Annotated in this window: 18 protein-coding genes; 7 read left to right on the top strand and 11 right to left on the bottom strand. The window is 48.6% G+C overall.

Going from position 1 to position 17,664, the window contains the following annotated elements; translation table 11 throughout:
* Positions 1-665: 665 nt before the first annotated feature.
* Positions 666-1,451, bottom strand: a complete 786-nt coding sequence (locus BM258_RS12405; RefSeq protein WP_090072668.1) for a triose-phosphate isomerase — start codon at positions 1,449-1,451, stop codon at positions 666-668.
* Between the two features lie 269 nt (positions 1,452-1,720).
* Entirely contained in the window at positions 1,721-1,978 is a 258-nt protein-coding gene (locus tag BM258_RS24285; protein WP_139229264.1) for a hypothetical protein, read from the bottom strand.
* A 563-nt stretch (positions 1,979-2,541) separates the two neighbouring features.
* Here BM258_RS24285 and BM258_RS12395 point away from each other — a divergent pair.
* Entirely contained in the window at positions 2,542-2,907 is a 366-nt protein-coding gene (locus BM258_RS12395) for a hypothetical protein (protein ID WP_090072665.1), read from the top strand.
* On the top strand, positions 2,904-4,211 hold the full coding sequence (locus BM258_RS12390; RefSeq protein WP_090072664.1) for a relaxase/mobilization nuclease domain-containing protein: 1,308 nt from the start codon (positions 2,904-2,906) through the stop codon (positions 4,209-4,211). The genes BM258_RS12395 and BM258_RS12390 overlap by 4 nt, the downstream gene beginning before the upstream one ends.
* A gap of 143 nt (positions 4,212-4,354) precedes the next feature.
* On the opposite strand, the gene BM258_RS12385 is transcribed toward BM258_RS12390, so the two are convergent.
* The 7 genes from BM258_RS12385 to BM258_RS12355 all read right to left on the bottom strand — a co-directional run bounded on the left by BM258_RS12385 (position 4,355) and on the right by BM258_RS12355 (position 10,911).
* Positions 4,355-5,143, bottom strand: coding sequence for a hypothetical protein (locus tag BM258_RS12385; RefSeq protein WP_090072662.1), 789 nt, complete (start codon positions 5,141-5,143; stop codon positions 4,355-4,357).
* Between the two features lie 200 nt (positions 5,144-5,343).
* The gene (locus BM258_RS12380; RefSeq protein ID WP_139229263.1) at positions 5,344-5,670 is read right to left on the bottom strand and encodes a hypothetical protein; all 327 of its coding nucleotides are present in this window, start codon (positions 5,668-5,670) and stop codon (positions 5,344-5,346) included.
* A 75-nt stretch (positions 5,671-5,745) separates the two neighbouring features.
* Positions 5,746-5,991 carry a hypothetical protein gene (locus BM258_RS12375; RefSeq protein WP_090072658.1) on the bottom strand — a complete coding sequence of 82 codons (246 nt, stop codon included), beginning with the start codon at positions 5,989-5,991 and terminating at the stop codon, positions 5,746-5,748.
* Positions 5,992-6,057: 66 nt separating this feature from the next.
* Entirely contained in the window at positions 6,058-6,528 is a 471-nt protein-coding gene (locus tag BM258_RS12370) for a hypothetical protein (RefSeq protein WP_090072657.1), read from the bottom strand.
* An 18-nt stretch (positions 6,529-6,546) separates the two neighbouring features.
* Entirely contained in the window at positions 6,547-8,484 is a 1,938-nt protein-coding gene (locus BM258_RS12365) for a type IV secretory system conjugative DNA transfer family protein (protein WP_090072655.1), read from the bottom strand.
* 102 nt (positions 8,485-8,586) lie between these two features.
* The gene (locus BM258_RS12360; protein WP_090072652.1) at positions 8,587-9,870 is read right to left on the bottom strand and encodes a hypothetical protein; all 1,284 of its coding nucleotides are present in this window, start codon (positions 9,868-9,870) and stop codon (positions 8,587-8,589) included.
* Positions 9,871-9,885: 15 nt separating this feature from the next.
* Positions 9,886-10,911, bottom strand: a complete 1,026-nt coding sequence (locus BM258_RS12355) for a hypothetical protein (protein ID WP_090072651.1) — start codon at positions 10,909-10,911, stop codon at positions 9,886-9,888.
* Positions 10,912-11,117: 206 nt separating this feature from the next.
* On the opposite strand from BM258_RS12355, the gene BM258_RS12350 reads away from it, so the two are divergent.
* Entirely contained in the window at positions 11,118-11,891 is a 774-nt protein-coding gene (locus tag BM258_RS12350) for a hypothetical protein (protein ID WP_139229262.1), read from the top strand.
* Here the strand turns inward: BM258_RS12350 and BM258_RS12345 are convergent, their stop codons facing one another.
* Complete coding sequence (locus BM258_RS12345) at positions 11,892-12,242, bottom strand: hypothetical protein (RefSeq protein WP_090072648.1); 351 nt, start codon at positions 12,240-12,242, stop codon at positions 11,892-11,894.
* Between the two features lie 158 nt (positions 12,243-12,400).
* On the opposite strand from BM258_RS12345, the gene BM258_RS12340 reads away from it, so the two are divergent.
* Positions 12,401-13,000, top strand: a complete 600-nt coding sequence (locus tag BM258_RS12340; RefSeq protein WP_090072646.1) for a recombinase family protein — start codon at positions 12,401-12,403, stop codon at positions 12,998-13,000.
* Positions 12,997-13,137, top strand: coding sequence for a hypothetical protein (locus BM258_RS24475; RefSeq protein WP_175528049.1), 141 nt, complete (start codon positions 12,997-12,999; stop codon positions 13,135-13,137). Before BM258_RS12340 ends, BM258_RS24475 begins: the two co-directional genes overlap by 4 nt.
* A 49-nt stretch (positions 13,138-13,186) precedes the next feature.
* Here BM258_RS24475 and BM258_RS12335 read toward each other — a convergent pair whose 3' ends face one another.
* On the bottom strand, positions 13,187-13,792 hold the full coding sequence (locus BM258_RS12335; protein ID WP_090072644.1) for a hypothetical protein: 606 nt from the start codon (positions 13,790-13,792) through the stop codon (positions 13,187-13,189).
* A gap of 214 nt (positions 13,793-14,006) precedes the next feature.
* Here BM258_RS12335 and BM258_RS12330 point away from each other — a divergent pair, with 214 nt between their 5' ends.
* Positions 14,007-14,375, top strand: a complete 369-nt coding sequence (locus tag BM258_RS12330; protein WP_139229261.1) for a hypothetical protein — start codon at positions 14,007-14,009, stop codon at positions 14,373-14,375.
* A gap of 95 nt (positions 14,376-14,470) precedes the next feature.
* Complete coding sequence (locus tag BM258_RS12325) at positions 14,471-17,608, top strand: tetratricopeptide repeat protein (protein ID WP_090072641.1); 3,138 nt, start codon at positions 14,471-14,473, stop codon at positions 17,606-17,608.
* Positions 17,609-17,664 lie beyond the last annotated feature (56 nt).

Here is a 17,664-nt window from a genome sequence, read left to right as displayed (position 1 = left end):
GACCACCAATCAAGCTTCTAAAAACGTAACGAGCTCTTTGTCTCATTCGGTCCATAAGGACCTCAAGACCAAGCCGTCCACGTTTCTCTTTAGTCATTCCATATTGTCAAAGATCAAAAAGCAAAATGCCTTTTCTTAGAACTCAAAGCCAACATTCTTAATCAGCCAAGTCCCAAATTTTGGGGCGAACCGCCCCGCCGCCAGCAGCGCCGCCGCTGTCGATGGATCGGTTTATAGACCCCACCCCAATCAGAGTCAAACACTAAAATACATTTTTATGACATATATCCCCACCCATCGGGATAAACATAAATATATAAATAAATTCAACAGCTTAGAGAAATCCACAATCCAAGATCCCAACCACAAAAATCCACCACAAACAAAAAAGCCCAGATTTCTGCCATTCATAAGCAAACTGCCAAACAAGCCGCAATTACACCCTTCAAACACCCCTAAGCAATATCACTCATAAGTCGCGCATTACTCCTTCCGCTTGGACCCCCTTGCGGCTCTTCATAGTCCAACGGCACGACTTCTACTACTTTGCCTCAATGCAGAGAACGCGCCCGACACTCCAACTGTGGCCGCATCAAAACGACACCGAAAAGAAGGTTATTCAAACCGAGCTCATCGAAGGTAACCAAAAGCGGGCTTCGGCTATCTCAACTTGCAACCGCGTCAAGGACTGAAGAGCATTTCGCCAAAATGTTGAGATAGCCTTCTGCATTCCAGGCAGAGCGACCGATGAATAATCCATCTATGTTCTGGCAAGAGATGAAGTCCTCACAATTGCCAAGGTTCACTGAACCGCCATAAAGGCACAGCGGGCGATGCCCCAACACTTCGTTGGCAACGGCAAGGATCTCTGCATGTCGCGCATTGGCATAGTCCGAGTTTGCAGGCACTCCTTTTTCGCCGATTGCCCAGACAGGTTCATAGGCGAACAGAATTGTCGTAGATTTCTGTTCATATGACAGCTTGCCGAGCGCCCCACGGACCTGCTCCTCAAGAATATCGCGCGCGTGTCCAGCTTCTTTCTGTTCAAGAGTTTCCCCGATGCAGATCAGCGGTGTCAATCCATGACTTATGGCAGCTTTGGTTTTCAATCCGACTGTCTCATTGGTTTCGCCAAAGAATTTGCGCCGCTCCGAATGGCCCAGTTCAACCAGGTCAAGATTGCAATCGGTCAACATCAGTGGAGAGATCTCGCCCGTCCAGGCTCCAGCCTCCTCCCAATGCATATTCTGTGCACCAACTTTGACTGAGCTATTGGCCAATAAAGCCTTTACTTCGCGTACCATCGTAAAGGGTGGCACAACAAACCTCTGGATGCGAGGATCCCGCACTGGCTCGGCGGCCTTCAGATGATTGGCAAAGGCGACTGCCTCAGCCAACGTCTTGTTCATCTTCCAGCTCGTACCAATCCAGAGGTTAGGTGTAGGGGACATGCTTCATTTCCTTGCCACAGTAGCTTCAATCCTGCGTCCTTCAGATCCTCGGACACACTATTTTTTTGATTGTTGTCCGAGGCGGCCCACTCATGACCTATGAAATCAGATAAACCGCCCAGACAGAGCGCCGATATCGATGGCTCTACGCGCTACCAATCGATACATGATGGCCTGCCTTCGGTCTTCGCCTCTCACGAGGAACCTCCACATCCGGCATTTCAGCAGATCCTTTCTGTTTTCGAATGATTTAGCACTGATGTTGGTGGTTATGGCTTGAGGCTTCTGCTCATCAGTGTTTGCGATTTAAGCTGCTTGTGATTGATGTTGCAAGCGGCGCGGTTGGATTGTCTTCTGCTTAATTCTTTCCCATTTTTCAGAATGGCCTGTCCTCGTCCGGAGTAGACGTCAACCGGGGCTAGATTGAGGGCGTCGGTGACATCATGAACCTTCATGATGGTGCACAACTTCCAAACCACCACATTGCAAGAGAAGTCGTCAAGGATAGCCTCGCGTCTCTTTTTCATGCATTCTCGCGCAGGGATTTTGCTTCGTCCAAAAGAATCACAGCAGCTTGCGAGAATGGCATAAGAGCGCTTCTTGGCTTGCCTCGGGTCCGTGCCCAAGCGCTTATGCAATGTGGTGCGGGGTGTGCCGTCAGGCTTGACAATAAAAGGCCTTAGCCGGTCCGGCACGGTTACCCTTGCGCGATACTGCCCGCGATAAAAATCGATGTTCTTACCTAGCTTTGCCATCTGCATAGCGACACTCATTTTGAAACAAGCTTTGTATCAAAATTTGTAGCATGCAGCGCATGAGGTCTAGATTGTATAGGGGAATCAAATGGGTAGCAGGAAATGGCGGACCTCTTGCGAGATAATCCGAACCTTATGGACGATATTTTCAGAGAATTGGGGACATGGGAAGAACTTTTGAGTTCCCTGCCTGAATTACCTGAGGATGCAACCTATTCCGCCGATGATCCTCCCGATTTCACCCCAAGCTGATTTCACAACACCATCATTATCAATTTCACCCGCCCTCATTATGAGCGGCGGGTTTTTTGTATTTGGAGCCCTGTTACCCCACCATGTCAAAAACGCCCGACCATCGCATCACGATCCGGCTCAAGCCGGACGAATATGCCTTGGTGATGGCAAAGGCGGGGAATAAACCAACAAGCGCTTTTGTTCGTGAACTGGTATTGGAGAAGGCAGCAAAGCAGCGCAAGGGCTACAAAGCTGCACCCGTGGCCGATCACAAATCTCTTGCGCAAATCCTAGCTTTGCTTGGACAACACAAGCTTGTCAAAGCCTTCAAGCAAGCCGAAAAGCAAATTGACGATGGTCTTCATCCTGCCGACGACGAAGCCATTATGCTCTTGCGTGAATGCCGTGACCTTCTTGCCAGAATCCATCAATTACTGGTGCGAACTTTGGGAGGTTCAGGTCAATGATCCTCAAAGGCTCACAGCGCAGCCATGGTAGGAAGCTCGCCCAGCATTTGTTGAATGACGCAGACAATGACTTTGTCGAAGTCCATGAAGTTAGCGGGTTCCTGTCAGATGATGTGACAGGCGCTTTCATGGAAATCGAAAACATAGCCAAGGGCACGCGTTGTAAACAGCCATATTTCTCCGTATCGCTGAACCCACCGGATGATGCCAGTGTCACACTGGAGATGTTCGAGGAAGCCGCAAACCGAATAGCCGAAGCACAAGGGCTCGAAGGCCAGCCCCGCGTCATGGTCTTCCATGAGAAGGAAGGCCGCCGTCATGCTCATGTGGTCTGGTCACGCATTGATGCAGAGACCATGACAGCTAAAAATCTGCCTCACTTCAAAAACAAGCTGCAAAATCTCAGCCGCGATCTTTTCTTCGAGCATCAATGGACAATGCCGCAAGGCTTGCGTGACCGATCACTCAAATCACTGACCAATGTGACTTTAGCAGAATGGCAGGCCGCCAAACGGCGAGGCAAAAACGCCATCGACCAGAAGAAACTGATCCAGCAATGCTGGGCAGCGAGCACCGACAAAGCAAGCTTCGAAGCAGCCTTACAAGACCATGGCTATCTTCTCGCTAAAGGCGACCGCCGCAACAGCCATGTCATTGTTTGTCACGATGGCGAGATACTCGCCGTATCCAGAGCCACAGGATTGAAAGCCAAAGTCGTAAGGGAACGCTTGGGCGAAACCGATCAGTTTCGTAGCGTTGATGATGCAAGGCAGCTTCACATTCAGAATCTCCACCGCCAATTCTCAGCCATGGCTGGCGAAGCACGAGGTCAGCTATCAAACCAACGCGCGAAGCTGGACAATGAGCGTAAGAACCTTATCCAGAAACACCGCGATGAGCGCGCCGCTCTTGATAAAGGTCAGGCAGAACGCTGTAAGCAGGAAAGCCAGACCCGCGCCTCCCGCTTTAAAACTGGATGGTCTGGTTTCTGGCAGCTGATATCTGGTCACAACAGGAAAATCAAAGAGCAGAACACCCAAGAAGCCTACGAAGCCTTGCAACGTGACCGCGCCCAGCGTCAGCAGCTTATTGACGATCAACTCAAAGAGCGAAAGATCATTGACGATCAAAGGACAAAACTCCGCCAACAGGCCATGGGGTTGATTCAGGATTTGCGCTCTGATCGGGATCGTTTGATTGAAGCACTGGAGAATCCAATCAACAAATCGAGCCGAAGGCGCACCGTTCGGTCATACAAACAAGCTGAAACCTACATATGGCTAGACCAAGAGCCAGGACCTTGATCTAACTTTCATAATCCATTGCTGACATTCAGAAGACATTAAGGGAACTAACACTGCGCGGACTTAGCAGCAATTCGCGGCCGCTGCGCCAATGTCGCCTTTTGCGAAACGGGCAATCAGATGAAGCGTTCCCTTCTCCACAATCAGTCCTTCAACGTAGACTGTCCTTCAAGATGCTTTCCCAAGCCTGCAACCATCAGGTTCATCAGAGGCTTGTAGTCCCCAAAATACTGTGGCGGCGCATGCAGCGAAGTCTTTGAAGGCTTAAGGAACGCGGGGCCGACGCGAAGCACATGTGGAAGGCGGGGTATCATGAGGTGACACAAGAAGCCCTGCACCAGCAATGCGAACGCGAAATGGTTTCCGGGCTTCTTGCCCTTCTTGCTGATCCGGTAAGCATTCACGGGCAGGATAATGTCTGAGACAATCTCCTGTGAGAATCCCCCGTCATTCGGCGGGCGTTTATCGTAGAGCCTCGTGATGGAGCAAGAACAGGATTTCAGCGTATCGCCCCGGTCGCCTAACAGGAGGGCCAAGAGCCGCGCTCTGTCGCGCATGCTAACCCTTGCATTCGCATACATACTATTGCCGGTCACGCTCGCCCGCCAGCAAACCGACGCAATACACTGGGCAAGATGATTTGGCGAAAAGTCATACCTGACGCCGAGGCCGTTGGCCTTAACTTGCTTGTCCCACGCCTTGAAGGCATTGGTGAGTGGACTATCGAAGTTTTTGTTGAAGTGAGTTTCGCATTCCCGACAGAGCAACTTTGCCTTGCCGGTGTTTTGACTTAGCCCGATCTTACCATCGCCTTCTGGTATGCTGATAAGCTGTCCGTTGTTTCGCCTTGAAATGGCTTTGAAAAACCCATCGGGAATTGAATGAGACGCACATAGCTCACGATCTTTTTGGCAAAACGCGCAAATCGGCATTTTTCGACTTCCAACATCAGGACAGGGTCAGGGATTGTCGCCTACCACAACTGGTAGGCCGCAAAAAGTCAACCTTCGTTTCATTTAGGTGCACCCTAAAAGCTGACTTTGCTACGGATTGCAGCATCAGTCACTTAGGGCTCACTTTACCAATTTGCTGCAAATAGAACGAACGACTGCTTAGTTCACTCTGTGATTGGCTAACCATGTCGATCCGCCTTTCGGCTCCTAAACCGCTCCATCCCCTGTTTGGCAACGAGCAGCTCCAGATTGTCATCGGTATAGTCCATGCCATACTGATGCTCATCGCGGCGGATGACGTAATCAAGGACTGTGCCGAGGGCATCATCAACGGAAATGCCCTCATGATCAGCACATCGCAAGACGGTGTTTAGGAGCCATTCCTTGGATGGAGCATATTCGTATTCCAACGCCCGGTCATACCAGCGCCAGACAAGTCGGTAGGTTTCCAATTTTCGCGTTACACCATCGGGAAAGTCTAGGCTTCGAGCCGACGTGCGGAACATTTCTTCTCTTTCTCTTTCAATCAAATAGTCAAACATGGCTTTAGTTTATCGTTTTTGCCAAGCTCCACGCAAATTTCATTCGATTTCTTGTTGATTTTCAAAGTCATGGCGCATGGTGCGCGATGCGTTGTCGAGGCGTTTTTCGAGATGATTAATGCGACGCTCACGCATGCGCATCCAAGCTCGATCTGTATCGCCGGAATCTTCAATCCAAGATGGTTTGGGGTAGTTATATTCCGGTATAGGGGGGTCCTTTTCCCGATCCGCGATTAGCTGATCCAGCTCTTCGCGGGTAGCAATGTCAAGCTTGTTCTCGTCCATGGGAATTCTGGCTCCTGATAGAGGAATGCCCACCCGCATGATGCGGATGGGCGCTGTGAGTGGAAATTACATTTCAGGGTCTTGTTCACGCGATGGCGTGTTGTCACGCTCTCTAACGGGCAAACCCTGATCAGCTCGAACCTGTTGTAGATAGTCAAACGGATCATGGCTGTAGGTCTCATCAAATTTGGCGACAATCATTGCCTTCATTTCATCTTTCGGATAACCAGTTTGATCCGCCAAGCGATCTGCATATTGAGAAAGCGTTTTGCTATAATAACCTTTCTCATCAATCTGATTTTTAATTCTATCAGCATAGTCCTGCACCTTCTTGTCATGCATTTCCTGCCAAGGCACCGGATCAGGCGTTGCTAAAACTGGGCCATTGGCAGAGTGGAACACATGTGCCTGTTCTAAATTCTCAGGCAGTTCGGTGTTCTGGAAGTAATCACGCAAGGGCGTTCCCTGTTGCGAGCGCGGGATGCGGGCGACGCCATCACGCGTATGGATCAGGCGGGTTTCTCTTGGATCGTCCATCTTGCTCTCCTCGAATGGCTATTTGAGTTTTCGGAACACAATGAAGGGGCAATTCGGCCCATCCAGCGTGAATCGCTCAAGGCCGATATAGTGGCAATTAAACTTCGGCCCCGGATTTGAGTAACTTCCATAAAAGCTATATTTCAGCCGCAGATGGGGCGTTCCCAGGACAAGTCCGGTTGCAATGAGGGCGGAAGTCAAAATCAATGCTGTCTTTGACAAGTGCGAGGCAAAATAGCTCGCAAGCAACGGCCATTTGCGAACCCGTGGCAGAGGGAACCGACCGCGACGCGTCACCTTGCTTTTGCGCCGCATGACAATCACTTCGATGGGTTTCAAATAGCGTTTGCCGCCATACATACTGTTGGGAGCCAATTCCATGCGCCATGGCTGGATGGAAAACACCTGAACCTTCCGCGCCAGAATGGGCTTGAAGTTGCCATAAAAAATCAGTTGGGCATCCTTGCGCATGCGACGGATTTCATCAGGCTTAAGCAAGGCTCTCGCGGTATGACTGACGCTTTCCTTCACCCCATCATCATTGAACGCAAAACTCGCACTCCCCGTGGTGATATCACCCAGATATTTGGTCAAGAACTCCAAAGTCGATGGCGACCTGATTCCGCCTAGGAAAACCTTGATATCTGTCTCGGACAGGATGGTCTCATAAGCGGCATTTCCATAAACTCTTTTAAAATCTTCAAGGTCTTGCGTGCCACCCAACCACTTGACCCCGTAAGATCGCAAAAGAGTCAGAATGGTTGGCAACGAATGTAGTGGGCTGTTACAGCATTCATCATGGTAGATCACGACAGGAATGTTGTTGTTCGCCCTGACAAGCTGATCGGAGGCAATCCAGAGCATCAGGCCAGCCCATTTGCCCAGCACATCCTTGTTGGCAAAGTCAACGGTCAGATAAACCGTAATCTTCTCTTTCTTCAGATCAGCAAAAGAGAAACTGGTCTTGGACGTGATATTGGATAGGTAATTTCCTGGACCAAAGGCTTCCAAAGCTTGCATCGCCCCGATACGGAATTGCTCAAATGTCTTAGCAGAACCATCCTCGCCAAAAGCCATGCGGTGCAAATCGTCAGACATCTGGGCAATCTCGCCCTTGAATTTGGATGAACGCCCAGCCTGCATCAAAAGCTCATTGAGGAAAGCCTCATTGGTCAGGGCTCGATAAACCGTGGTCAGGTTCCGATGCTCTGCCGGGCATACGGCAACCACTCCCAATACCAATATGACAATCATCAGGCGCGTACCATCGCGGAAGAATTTATTCGCTCCTTCCTCGGCTGGCTCAGGATAGAGTTGAAGTGCGAGACCTCTTGCCAATGACAAAGCCGCCGGATCGTCGGCCTCAAAGAATTCAAAAATATAGTCGAGAGGATTGAGACAATGGGTATCCTTACTCATTGGATCAAGCACCATGACGCGGTGCTTGAACTTCTTGCGACGTAATTCTGCGGTGGTCTCGTAGAATTCCCGCTTGATATCAACAACAACAGCACTTTGATCATTGCCAGCCAGTTCATTCATATAAACCGTCGAGCTTTTAGAAGACCCGGCAGGCCCGATCACCATCATGTGGGTCTGAGTTGTGAGCCAGATTGCTGTATTGCCGATCACGCCACCAAAGCGGCTACCGGGCTTGCGTATATGGAGCCCAGCCCGTCGTGCGTCCTTTTCAGTCAGAAAGGCAGATGTGCCATGAGATGACCCATCGCTAATGGCACGATAATAACGGGCAAACTCCCGAAGAAAACCCAAGCCAACAGAGAAGGCATGCATGCCATGCGCCGCCGCGCCAAGCGCTAACGCTCCAGCAAGCAGTTTCATCCAGTCAGGAGAATAGGTTCCCGGCCAGAAGTAATAAGCGCCATAGGCAAACCCGGCAGACAATATGGTCGAACCGATCAATCCCGGACGATCAGAAGGCGATTGTTTCTGCATATCGTATCCTTTCGCAAAAAGGCGCTCCGCGTTATGCGAAGCGCCTGTTCAGCTTGGGATTTTTCGATATCTCAGGAGGGTGATGATCGGGCCGGGTTTGGGCTATTTCCCGGTCAAAATGTCTGTTGGTTTGATGATGATCCATGCCTTGTTCGGCACTTGACCATCACGCATAACACTCTCTGCACCCTTGCCCTTGTTGCCTTGCTTGGCGGCAATGGTGAAGGACTTCGCCCAGACCTCATCATCGATGGCAATGCGGATTTCTCCGCTAACGCCACCAACAGGCACTTTGCCGCCATAGAGGTTGATCGCCAGTAACGTGTCGCTGAGATCATAAGTGCCATTCAGAGCCACAGTTTCAAAGCCATTGACCGGGCTATTGCGGAAATCCTTGTAAAGCTGGCCTTCCTCCGTGCTGGCCTGCCCAAAATAGATCACTGGCGATGATGGTGTAGGCCGAACAAACAGATCGAGATCAGCTTTAGGGGCCGTCCAGCTTACACCGATGCGCGGATTAACTGCACGACGCCAAACTGGCTCAGGCGCAGGGTGTGGTTCTGGACGCGCGTCATAAACTTGCGCAATCTTGCCCGTATCGCGCTCGAACAAAAGCATCTCCTTCTTATCCGTTGCCTCCAACGGTTGGCTATGCTTGATATCTGGCACGTCCGTTCCAGCCGTCTCAAACAATGTGGCAAGGTCATCACCAAAATATGCCAACGAACCGCCATGCGCCTCAACACTCAAAGACCAAAAACGCTTCACTTGATAGCGATGGGCATTAGAAACCACCCAGTCAAATCCATCAAAGCCGATATAGACATCATAGCCTTTCAGCGAGCCGGAAAGCCCTGATGTTCCATAGGGACTCTCACTCACATTGGCGGCAATGTGGCCGTCATTCGGCACACGACCTCCAATCATTGATAGGGATGGTGCTTTAGGATCATCATGGATGGGAGAGCCCAGAATAATCAAGTCAGCACCATCCTCGGTCTGATAATTCTGGCGCAGGGTAGCAAACATGGCAGGCATATCAACACCACTAACACGACCGGGAACAGCCTCAGCACTCTTGATAAACTTCTTCAAACCAGCCAGTGCCTTTGGATTGGCATTCAAAAACACCTTTGGAATCTTGGCATGTTTGCCCTCCGGTGCCTTGAAGGTGGCGACCAGCTTGACCTTGCTTGCATCAAAAAAGCGAGCCGTCTCATTGGGTTCAAGATGACCTAGCATATGAGCGATTGCTTGTTCCGCCTGCTTCTTCAGAACCTCTGGCGTCTGCTGGGATGAGAAGCCAAACACCATATCCCGAGCAAGAGAGGGAGTTGAAAGAGCGGTGGCAACGACCAACGCAAAGGCGATTGTTGAGCGTTTCATAATGTCTCTCCGTGATTAAAGGATGGATGGGGTTGGTTGACCACGACGGCCTTCAAACATCAGCAATGCTGTGTTGATATAGCCCTCAAGTTCGGCTTCGAGTCTGCAGTGTTCTGCGATCAAATCGTCAAGCTCGTCTTCGAGTTTCAAAAGGTGCTTCTCCAGTGCAGATTCGCGTTTCTCGAGATCGATAAAGTCTTGATTGGGACGGAAATAATCCGGTGAATAGCGACCCGCGATAATCGTCAGGCGCAAGGCAAACACGGCACTTATCAGGATTTCGGTGCTGAGCGAGACAATAATGAAAATCGTATCGCGAACGCCGTCCCACCAAGATGCATCGTCAAGGAAGCCGCCACTTAAGGCGTTGGGGCTCAGTCCGTGGTAGGAGCCTGCGTAAAGCACGATCCAGAGACAAACAGAAACAAGCATCGCTGATACAAGCGAGAAGATGTAGCTTCTCGTCTGCCAGCCGCTTCTAAGGAAGCCATGTACTGACTTGATGGCAAATCCGCAAAGAGGAGCCAAAGCCGCCATGGAAGCAGGTAACAACGGATTGTCGAGAAAAACGACAACACCGCTGCCAACCAGATTAGTATAGGCCGTAATGAAAGAGGCTACAGCCGCCATCATGGTAACGATCAACAGAATGGTGGCTTCAACCCTATGGCGGCTCTGCCATTCGCAGAACTCAGCCTCGATCATATCGGCTTCGTCTCTGCCCTGATTGCCGCGCCAAGAAGCGGTCTGCTTGCTGGTTGTACGAAGCTCGGCCTTAACCTCTTCAAGCTCGGCCTGAGCGGATTGAACTTGTTTTTCTTTTCTCGCGACCTGGCTTTTAAGAGAGGCCAAAACACCGCCAAAAGCCGCATTGAATGCTGATTGAACGCTTTGAATCAGATGGGTTCTGGCAACTTCATCATCTTTCAGCAGAAGCGCCGTCATTACATATGTTTTGAGCTCATCCAAAACGAAGCCTTTCAGCTTCGCTTCAACATCCGGCGTCAATCCGTGATCGCCGTAGGAACCTTTCTTCGACATGGTTCTGTCCTTGTCTCAATTGAAAGAATTTGCCGATTGGCTCTTTTCAGATATCGGCTTCAGACAAGGCCTTCGGGTCAGGACCGGGCGCATCTCGGGCGACATGCTTGATAGAGGTCTGTTCAGCAAAACCAGAAACCACCTGTATGAGTATTTTTTGACTTTAATATCCAAAATTTGGTATAATCTAAGGGACTGAAACTTAGGTGGATTTTGGGGAACTAGTGGAACATAGGGACGAATTCAACATCATAACAAATGCGCAGAATAATCGTGCTCGGCAGCAGAATATGGATGACCATAATCATGAGCTGCGCGGTACGAATGTTGGTCGCATGGCGCGGTTCCTTAGTCCCGAAGTGCGCGAGATTGTTGATGGTGAGCGCAAGGGCAAGAATGGCCTTAGCGCCATGGATATGGTGTTGATTAGTGCGGAATATGCTCACGCATTTGAAGTGGCGGAGCGGGATATTCGCGGGGCGCAGATTAAGGCCGGGGCATTTCTGGATAAAGTTGATGCAGTCATCGAAAAACTACAACAGGAAATCGATGAAACGCTAGAACAGGCAGTGACCCTGCCTAATGGCAAGAAAGCCTTTATGAACGAACGCGGAGAGGTCTATACCGAGGACGGGGAACTCGTGGATCAAGCGATCGTTGATGGTATCGACTGGACGGACAGACCTTCCTTGGAATTGCGCGAAGAGCAATTGCGCCGCATGGACAAAATGCAAGAATTTGCCAATGAAGGAAGTCGCTTAAGTTTGCGCCTTGGCGATATAGACAACGAATTGCATGATGAAGACAATCCGCCTGACCAAGATAAAGTTGACGCTCTCCGTGACGAAGCCAAAGAAATTACGAAAGAGTTGGAAGAGCTGGACCATGGGGTAGATGCCATCTCCAAGCATGATGTTAGCCATCATGTCGACTCCTCACCTCAAGTTTTGGCCGCTATCACCGTTTTGCCACCTGTTTAGTTATTTTCCAAACTTGCCACAGTGCTTTTGCAGAATTGCTATAAGCACAGCACTTGGATAAGTCTCTGGCAAACGTTTCATAGTTGCCAGAATTTCTGCATCTTTCTTTTTAGTTTCGGCAGGTGTGTCACCATACCAACTCGCAATGCACTGTGCCATATCTGGCCGTATCTGTGTTGCAATCACAGTCGCGGTATTGATGGTGAGTTTGATGAAATACTCTTGCGAAGCATAATCGTAAGTTAAAAACTCTTTTGTTTTCACGCTTTCACTTGCCGCATACGTAGGCATGGAAGAAGCGAAAGCTATTGCAGTGATTGCGGCAATCTGTGCTAGGCTTGATTTTCTCATAAGTGATGGAATTTGTTAAAGAAATCGTACAGCCAAAAGATGAATTATGCAAAACTGAAAAGCGGCGGAATAACTGGATTTTTCAAATTTGAAAGCCGCCAAAGCGTGACCGGATTCCCGAACTCAAAAAGGATCGTTTTTGAAAAGGGAGTTTTGCCATGACTTTCTTACCAGAGCCAAAATGTCACGGGCGGCTCATGGGCTATGCACGTGTCTCAACCCCGGAGCAAAGGCTCGACCTCCAAATCGACTGCCTCAAATCCGTTGGTTGCGCGCGGATATTTCAAGATCACGGCATATCAGGAGCCAAAGCCAAACGCCCCGGTCTGGACGACATGCTCGCCACGCTAAAACGGGATGACATGGTGGTGGTCTACAAACTAGACCGCCTCGGGCGTTCAGTCCTGCATCTCTCCGATCTTTTGGTACGGTTCCAGAAAGAAGGCATCCATTTCTGCTCACTATCAGAAGGGATCAACACGGCAACACCAGCGGGACAACTGACGTTCCATCTATTCAGCGCCGTTGCCGAGTTCCAGCGCCAGATAATCGCAGAAAATACCGCCGCCGGGCTCCGCGCCGCTCGTAAACGTGGAACAAGACTAGGCCGTCCCCGTAGCCTGTCTAAAAAGCAAGCGATGGATGCTGCCCGCACCATCACCCAAACTGGACGTTGTCGCGAGGACATAGCCAAGCGACTTGGGGTCTCCCGAATGACACTAGACAGAGCTATACGAAGAGTGGGGGCAACCACATGACCCAATCAGAACAAGACGCTGTCATCGACAGCCTCATCAACCTCATGACCGAACTGGGAATGCTGGAAAACCGCATCCGAGCATTGCGGGAATGCATCGAGCCTGTTGCAGACGGTTTGTTTTCGCAACGATCTTAGTCGGAAACGAAGAAGACGGCATCCCGCTTCGGGATGCCGCCTACAAACACTAGGGCAAAACAATTTCGTCAAAAGCCGTTTTGCAACGTTCCAAAACAATTTTCCGAGCAATATCCAACCAGAAAATCATAGACAAACGACGGTTTTCAATACAATGAATACTCGGTTGGCTTGCCTTCTCGAAGAACCTATTCATAGCGCGGCGTGCGCATTTAGTGAATGAATTCTCCAGATTCGATAAAGGACAATCTTCACCAAATAGAACTACATTACCATGAATGTTATAAACACAAGGCTTATCAAAGGTTTCCATACGCTCAATGTCAAGAACTTCGCCTTTGGCTGTCGCGATCACCCCACCGTTTGCGTGATGATCCAAAATGATCGATATCGCTGAGTGTAATGTCCTCATCGCTGATAGCTCCCATGCGCGAAAAAAGCACGCCAATTCGCTTTCAAAATATGGGTCGCGCAACTGCGAGGTGGGTGCCCCAGACACTTCTCCTGCTTTTGCGATTTTCATCTGGAGAATCTCCCAGGGATCAGTTTTGGGATCGAAATTGATAATCCCTGATGCTTCAAGAATGTCCTTCCATGTTGAGAGTGTTTGATTATTACCATTGCTCGCAGCGTCGATTGTTGATTTCTTTTGCATGTATCCACTTCCTGCAAAAAAGTGGAAAACGATCGAATTCCAAGTGGGGTGGGCTGAGGCGATTTCCTTAACCCGTGCGCTGAAACAAACTTGGCATTAAAAAAAGCACCAAATCGACAGACAACCTGCTTACTTCTTGCTAATATCGGTCTGATATCACTCGATAAATCATTGAAAGATTGTATGTTTTTAATATTTTTGATATTCTGTATATATGAAATCGACTTATACAGAAAAGGCATTTGTTGTAACCGAAATCGATATGGAGACCGACCAACCGGTTAAGGAAGAGTGGTTTGATGAGCAGGAGCAACTTCATCGGCCACGCAACCTGCCAGCCGTAACAAGACATACCGAAGACGAGACACAACTCGAGTATTGGTACCACGGCCAAAGAAATAGAAATGACGGCCCAGCTGATGTATCAATTTGGCGAGAGACAGGCGTGGTGTATAGCGAGCTTTGGTACAGTTATGGAGAATTCCTCGGAGCAATAAACCGTGACATCCATACAGGAGAAGTCGTCCACTCTGACTTTGAAAGCCCGAGCGACAATCATCCCCATTATCCAACTCCTAGCTGAAAAATCATCTTTAACATCCATCCAAGGCTAGAAAGTATGACTAAGTAATCCTAAACTACCCATCCTGCTGGAAGTGGTCTTTTTTTTGGTGATTCATGATTGCTAACGACTTGCATCTCAATAAACGGGATGGTTTTGAAAAATTCGAAACGCTGCTGGAAAATGAGTTTGAACATGTTGGGGGAACAAAAGCCACCAAGCTGGGCAGTTACATCAAAGAGATAATTGGCGACGCGGTAGAAAAGAAATACTCGAGCGACATCTCAAAATTAAAAGAGGAAACTTGGAAAGAGTTCTTGTCCAATGACGTAAAAAGCATTGGATACGAGAAAGTCAAAAGGACGTTGTCTGGCGCTTCATTCTCAACTGGCCCCAAAGTCAAATCCAATTTCTTAGACAAGATTGGTCCGGATGGTGTTTCACAGCATATGTCAGTTGTTCTGGCTATTTACTACACCGCACACATTTCCGAAGACAACAATCTGAACGAAGCTGCTGAAAGAGTTGACCTGGCTTTCTTTGGAAAAACCTTTGAGAAAAAATTTGGCAGGCATGTTCCTACCTCGAAGTCAGAAGGTAATAGCCTCATTGATGGCAATCAACCTCGACAAGTCAGAACCAGAAAAAATCACGCTCGAATTCAAAAGCTAAATCAATTCGTACGTCCTATATCTTTCATATCCGTCGCGATTGTAACCGTCATATTGGCAGTCTTTTATTACTATGAGAACTATGTCATCCAGCCAGAAAATCCAATTGAAGTAAATGTAGTCGGAAGCGCTTCCTACGAGCAAGCGAAACTGCATCGCGCGAAAGACGAAAATTACAAGCATTTCGAAGCACTTCTAGAAGCCAATGACGACGACTATGCGCCTGCTCGGGCGGCACTTGCAGTAACCTACTTGCATGGCGTTGGCACCGTAAAGAACCCTGAATTTGCAAAAGTTACTGCACAAAGCGCCATCGATTTAGGTCTCGTTGAGATGAGCGAAAACAACAACAAAGACGCGTTATATCAGTTAGCTCTTCTTCACCGCGACGGATTGGCGGTAGAAAAATCCACCGAGAAATATAAGAATTTGATGACAAAAGCTGCCGCGCTAGGCCATTCAAGAGCAGCTCATTATCTTGGGAAAATGCTATACGAGCATGAAGACCAAGAAGAGCGTTGTCGCGGGCTTGAGTTTACAGAGCAGGCCGCTAAGAAAGGTCAAATTGAAGCGGCTCATTGGCTTGGATGGTATTACAAAGAAGGCAAATGTGGTTCGCCAGACCTCGTGAAAGCTGTCGAGGCTTTTAAGCTCGCAGCAAACGGCGGAAATTCTGGCTCACAACTGGATCTTGGCTATCTTTACGAGACAGGGCAAGGAGTTCCCAACCCCAGCATTTCTAACGCTGAGAAATGGTATCTCAAAGCAGCCAATCAAGGATCAGCACAAGCACAATACAATCTAGGAAACCTCTATTACTACAAGAAAGTATATGTAGAGGATCCGTACAAAGAAGCATTTAAGTGGTATGATCTGGCAGCAAAGCAAGGCCATGCGAATGCGGAAAATGACCTAGGCTACTTGTATGAGAAGGGCTTAGGTGTAGATCAAGACTACAGTCAGGCTCTTGACTGGTATGAGCGCTCTGCAAATCAAAACCTACATCGCGCTCAGCATAACCTAGCGCGATTGTACGAAAATTTGCACCGTTCCGATGGCGCATTTCCTAATTATAAGAAAGCAAAAGAGTGGTACGAAAAGGCCGCAGAAGGTGGATACGTAGCTGCACAAATTGATCTCGCCAATTTCTACATCGCAGGAAATGATCAGGCTGAACCAGACTATAAAAGCGCATTGATTTGGTTACAAAAGGCTGCAGAATCTGGAAGTGCAAAAGGACAAGTAGAGCTGGGCAAGCTATATGAACATGGACAAGGTGTAGAGCAGTCGTCGAAAATTGCGTTCGATCTGTATAAAAAAGCCGCTGACCAAGAATATTCCTACGCCTATTCGTTTGTAGCTGACATGTATAAGAATGGCCTTGGTGTAGATAGAGATATCGATAAGGCTATAGATTTCTACCAGAAAGGCGTCAGCAAAAACGACCGCAATTCTATGCTCAAACTGGCCCTCATCTATTTGTACGAAAACCCAGATGATGACAAATATACGGAAGCATTAACATTACTTCATCGTGCAGTAGAGGAAAAAAATGGGTATGCCGCAATCGCGCTTGCGGAAATATATGCACGCGGTAATTTTGGCGTTAAAAAGAACGTGAACAAGGTTTTGGAACTCATTTCAAAAGGAACTTCAAAGGAAGGTCTTGGATATACTTATCTTGTCTTTGCTGATTTAATGACCGCCATTAGTTCCAAGGAGAGCAGGCCTGATGGGCTCGAAAAAATCTTTGAAGCCGCGATCAGGCACGGTAGCGCAGAGGCTTCAACTGCATACGGATGGGCGCTTTTAAGTGGTAGTGTATTTGAAAAAAACGTCGTTCTTGCCAAAGAATATTTTCAAAAAGCTTCAGTTCTTGGTCAAAACAGTGCATACGCAGGCCTTGGCTTTATAGAACTAGAAAACCAATCATCCACCAACCTTCAGAAATCCTATACCTTGTGCCACAAGGCTAGCGATGCTGGTGAACAGTGTGGAGACTATTGCCTTGGCTTAATCTACTTCAAGCAACTTGCAGCAGACTCCAACATCATATCGGCTTCTGAGGCAGAGAAAGCTCTAACAAGATCGGCGAAACTCGGAAACTCGTGCTCAATGCTACTATTAGGGGTAGGATATGAGCTGAACTATTTTGAATCAAACAAGCCGCTTGAACAAGCTCTTCACTGGTTGAGAAAAGCCTCAGATACAGGAAGCCTTGACGCTAGCTTCAATCTCGGAATGTTCTTAATTCGAACCAAGCACCAACGATTTGAACCCGGCTTCGAAGCATACGAACTTATTAATAATGCGGCAAGTGAAGGCCATAAAATCTCACAATGCGCTTATGTAGCGTTCCAAGCGATAAAGGATCGAGTGGACGTAAAGCTGTATAAACTATCTGGCTATCTAAAGAATCTTAAAAACAGCGGTATTTTAAGCGAATCTCAGGCCGAGATGGTTCTTCAAGATCCTCGTACCGCTTCTGAGATCGCTGGTGTCCGTGAATTATCCGAGAGGGTATTCCAGCACCCCAACCTTTCCAAAGGAACAAACCTCTCTGGGATTAGAGTCGTTGAGTAAAGCTGGATAACCTGTCCCTAAAAATACAGGTTGCTCCTATCCTAAAGGACGGACTG

The organism is Cohaesibacter marisflavi (genome assembly GCF_900115225.1).
In the GTDB taxonomy this organism is placed as follows: Bacteria; Pseudomonadota; Alphaproteobacteria; order Rhizobiales; family Cohaesibacteraceae; genus Cohaesibacter; species Cohaesibacter marisflavi.
Note: the sequence above shows the minus strand (reverse complement) of the source record. Positions and strands in the feature narration are given on the sequence as shown.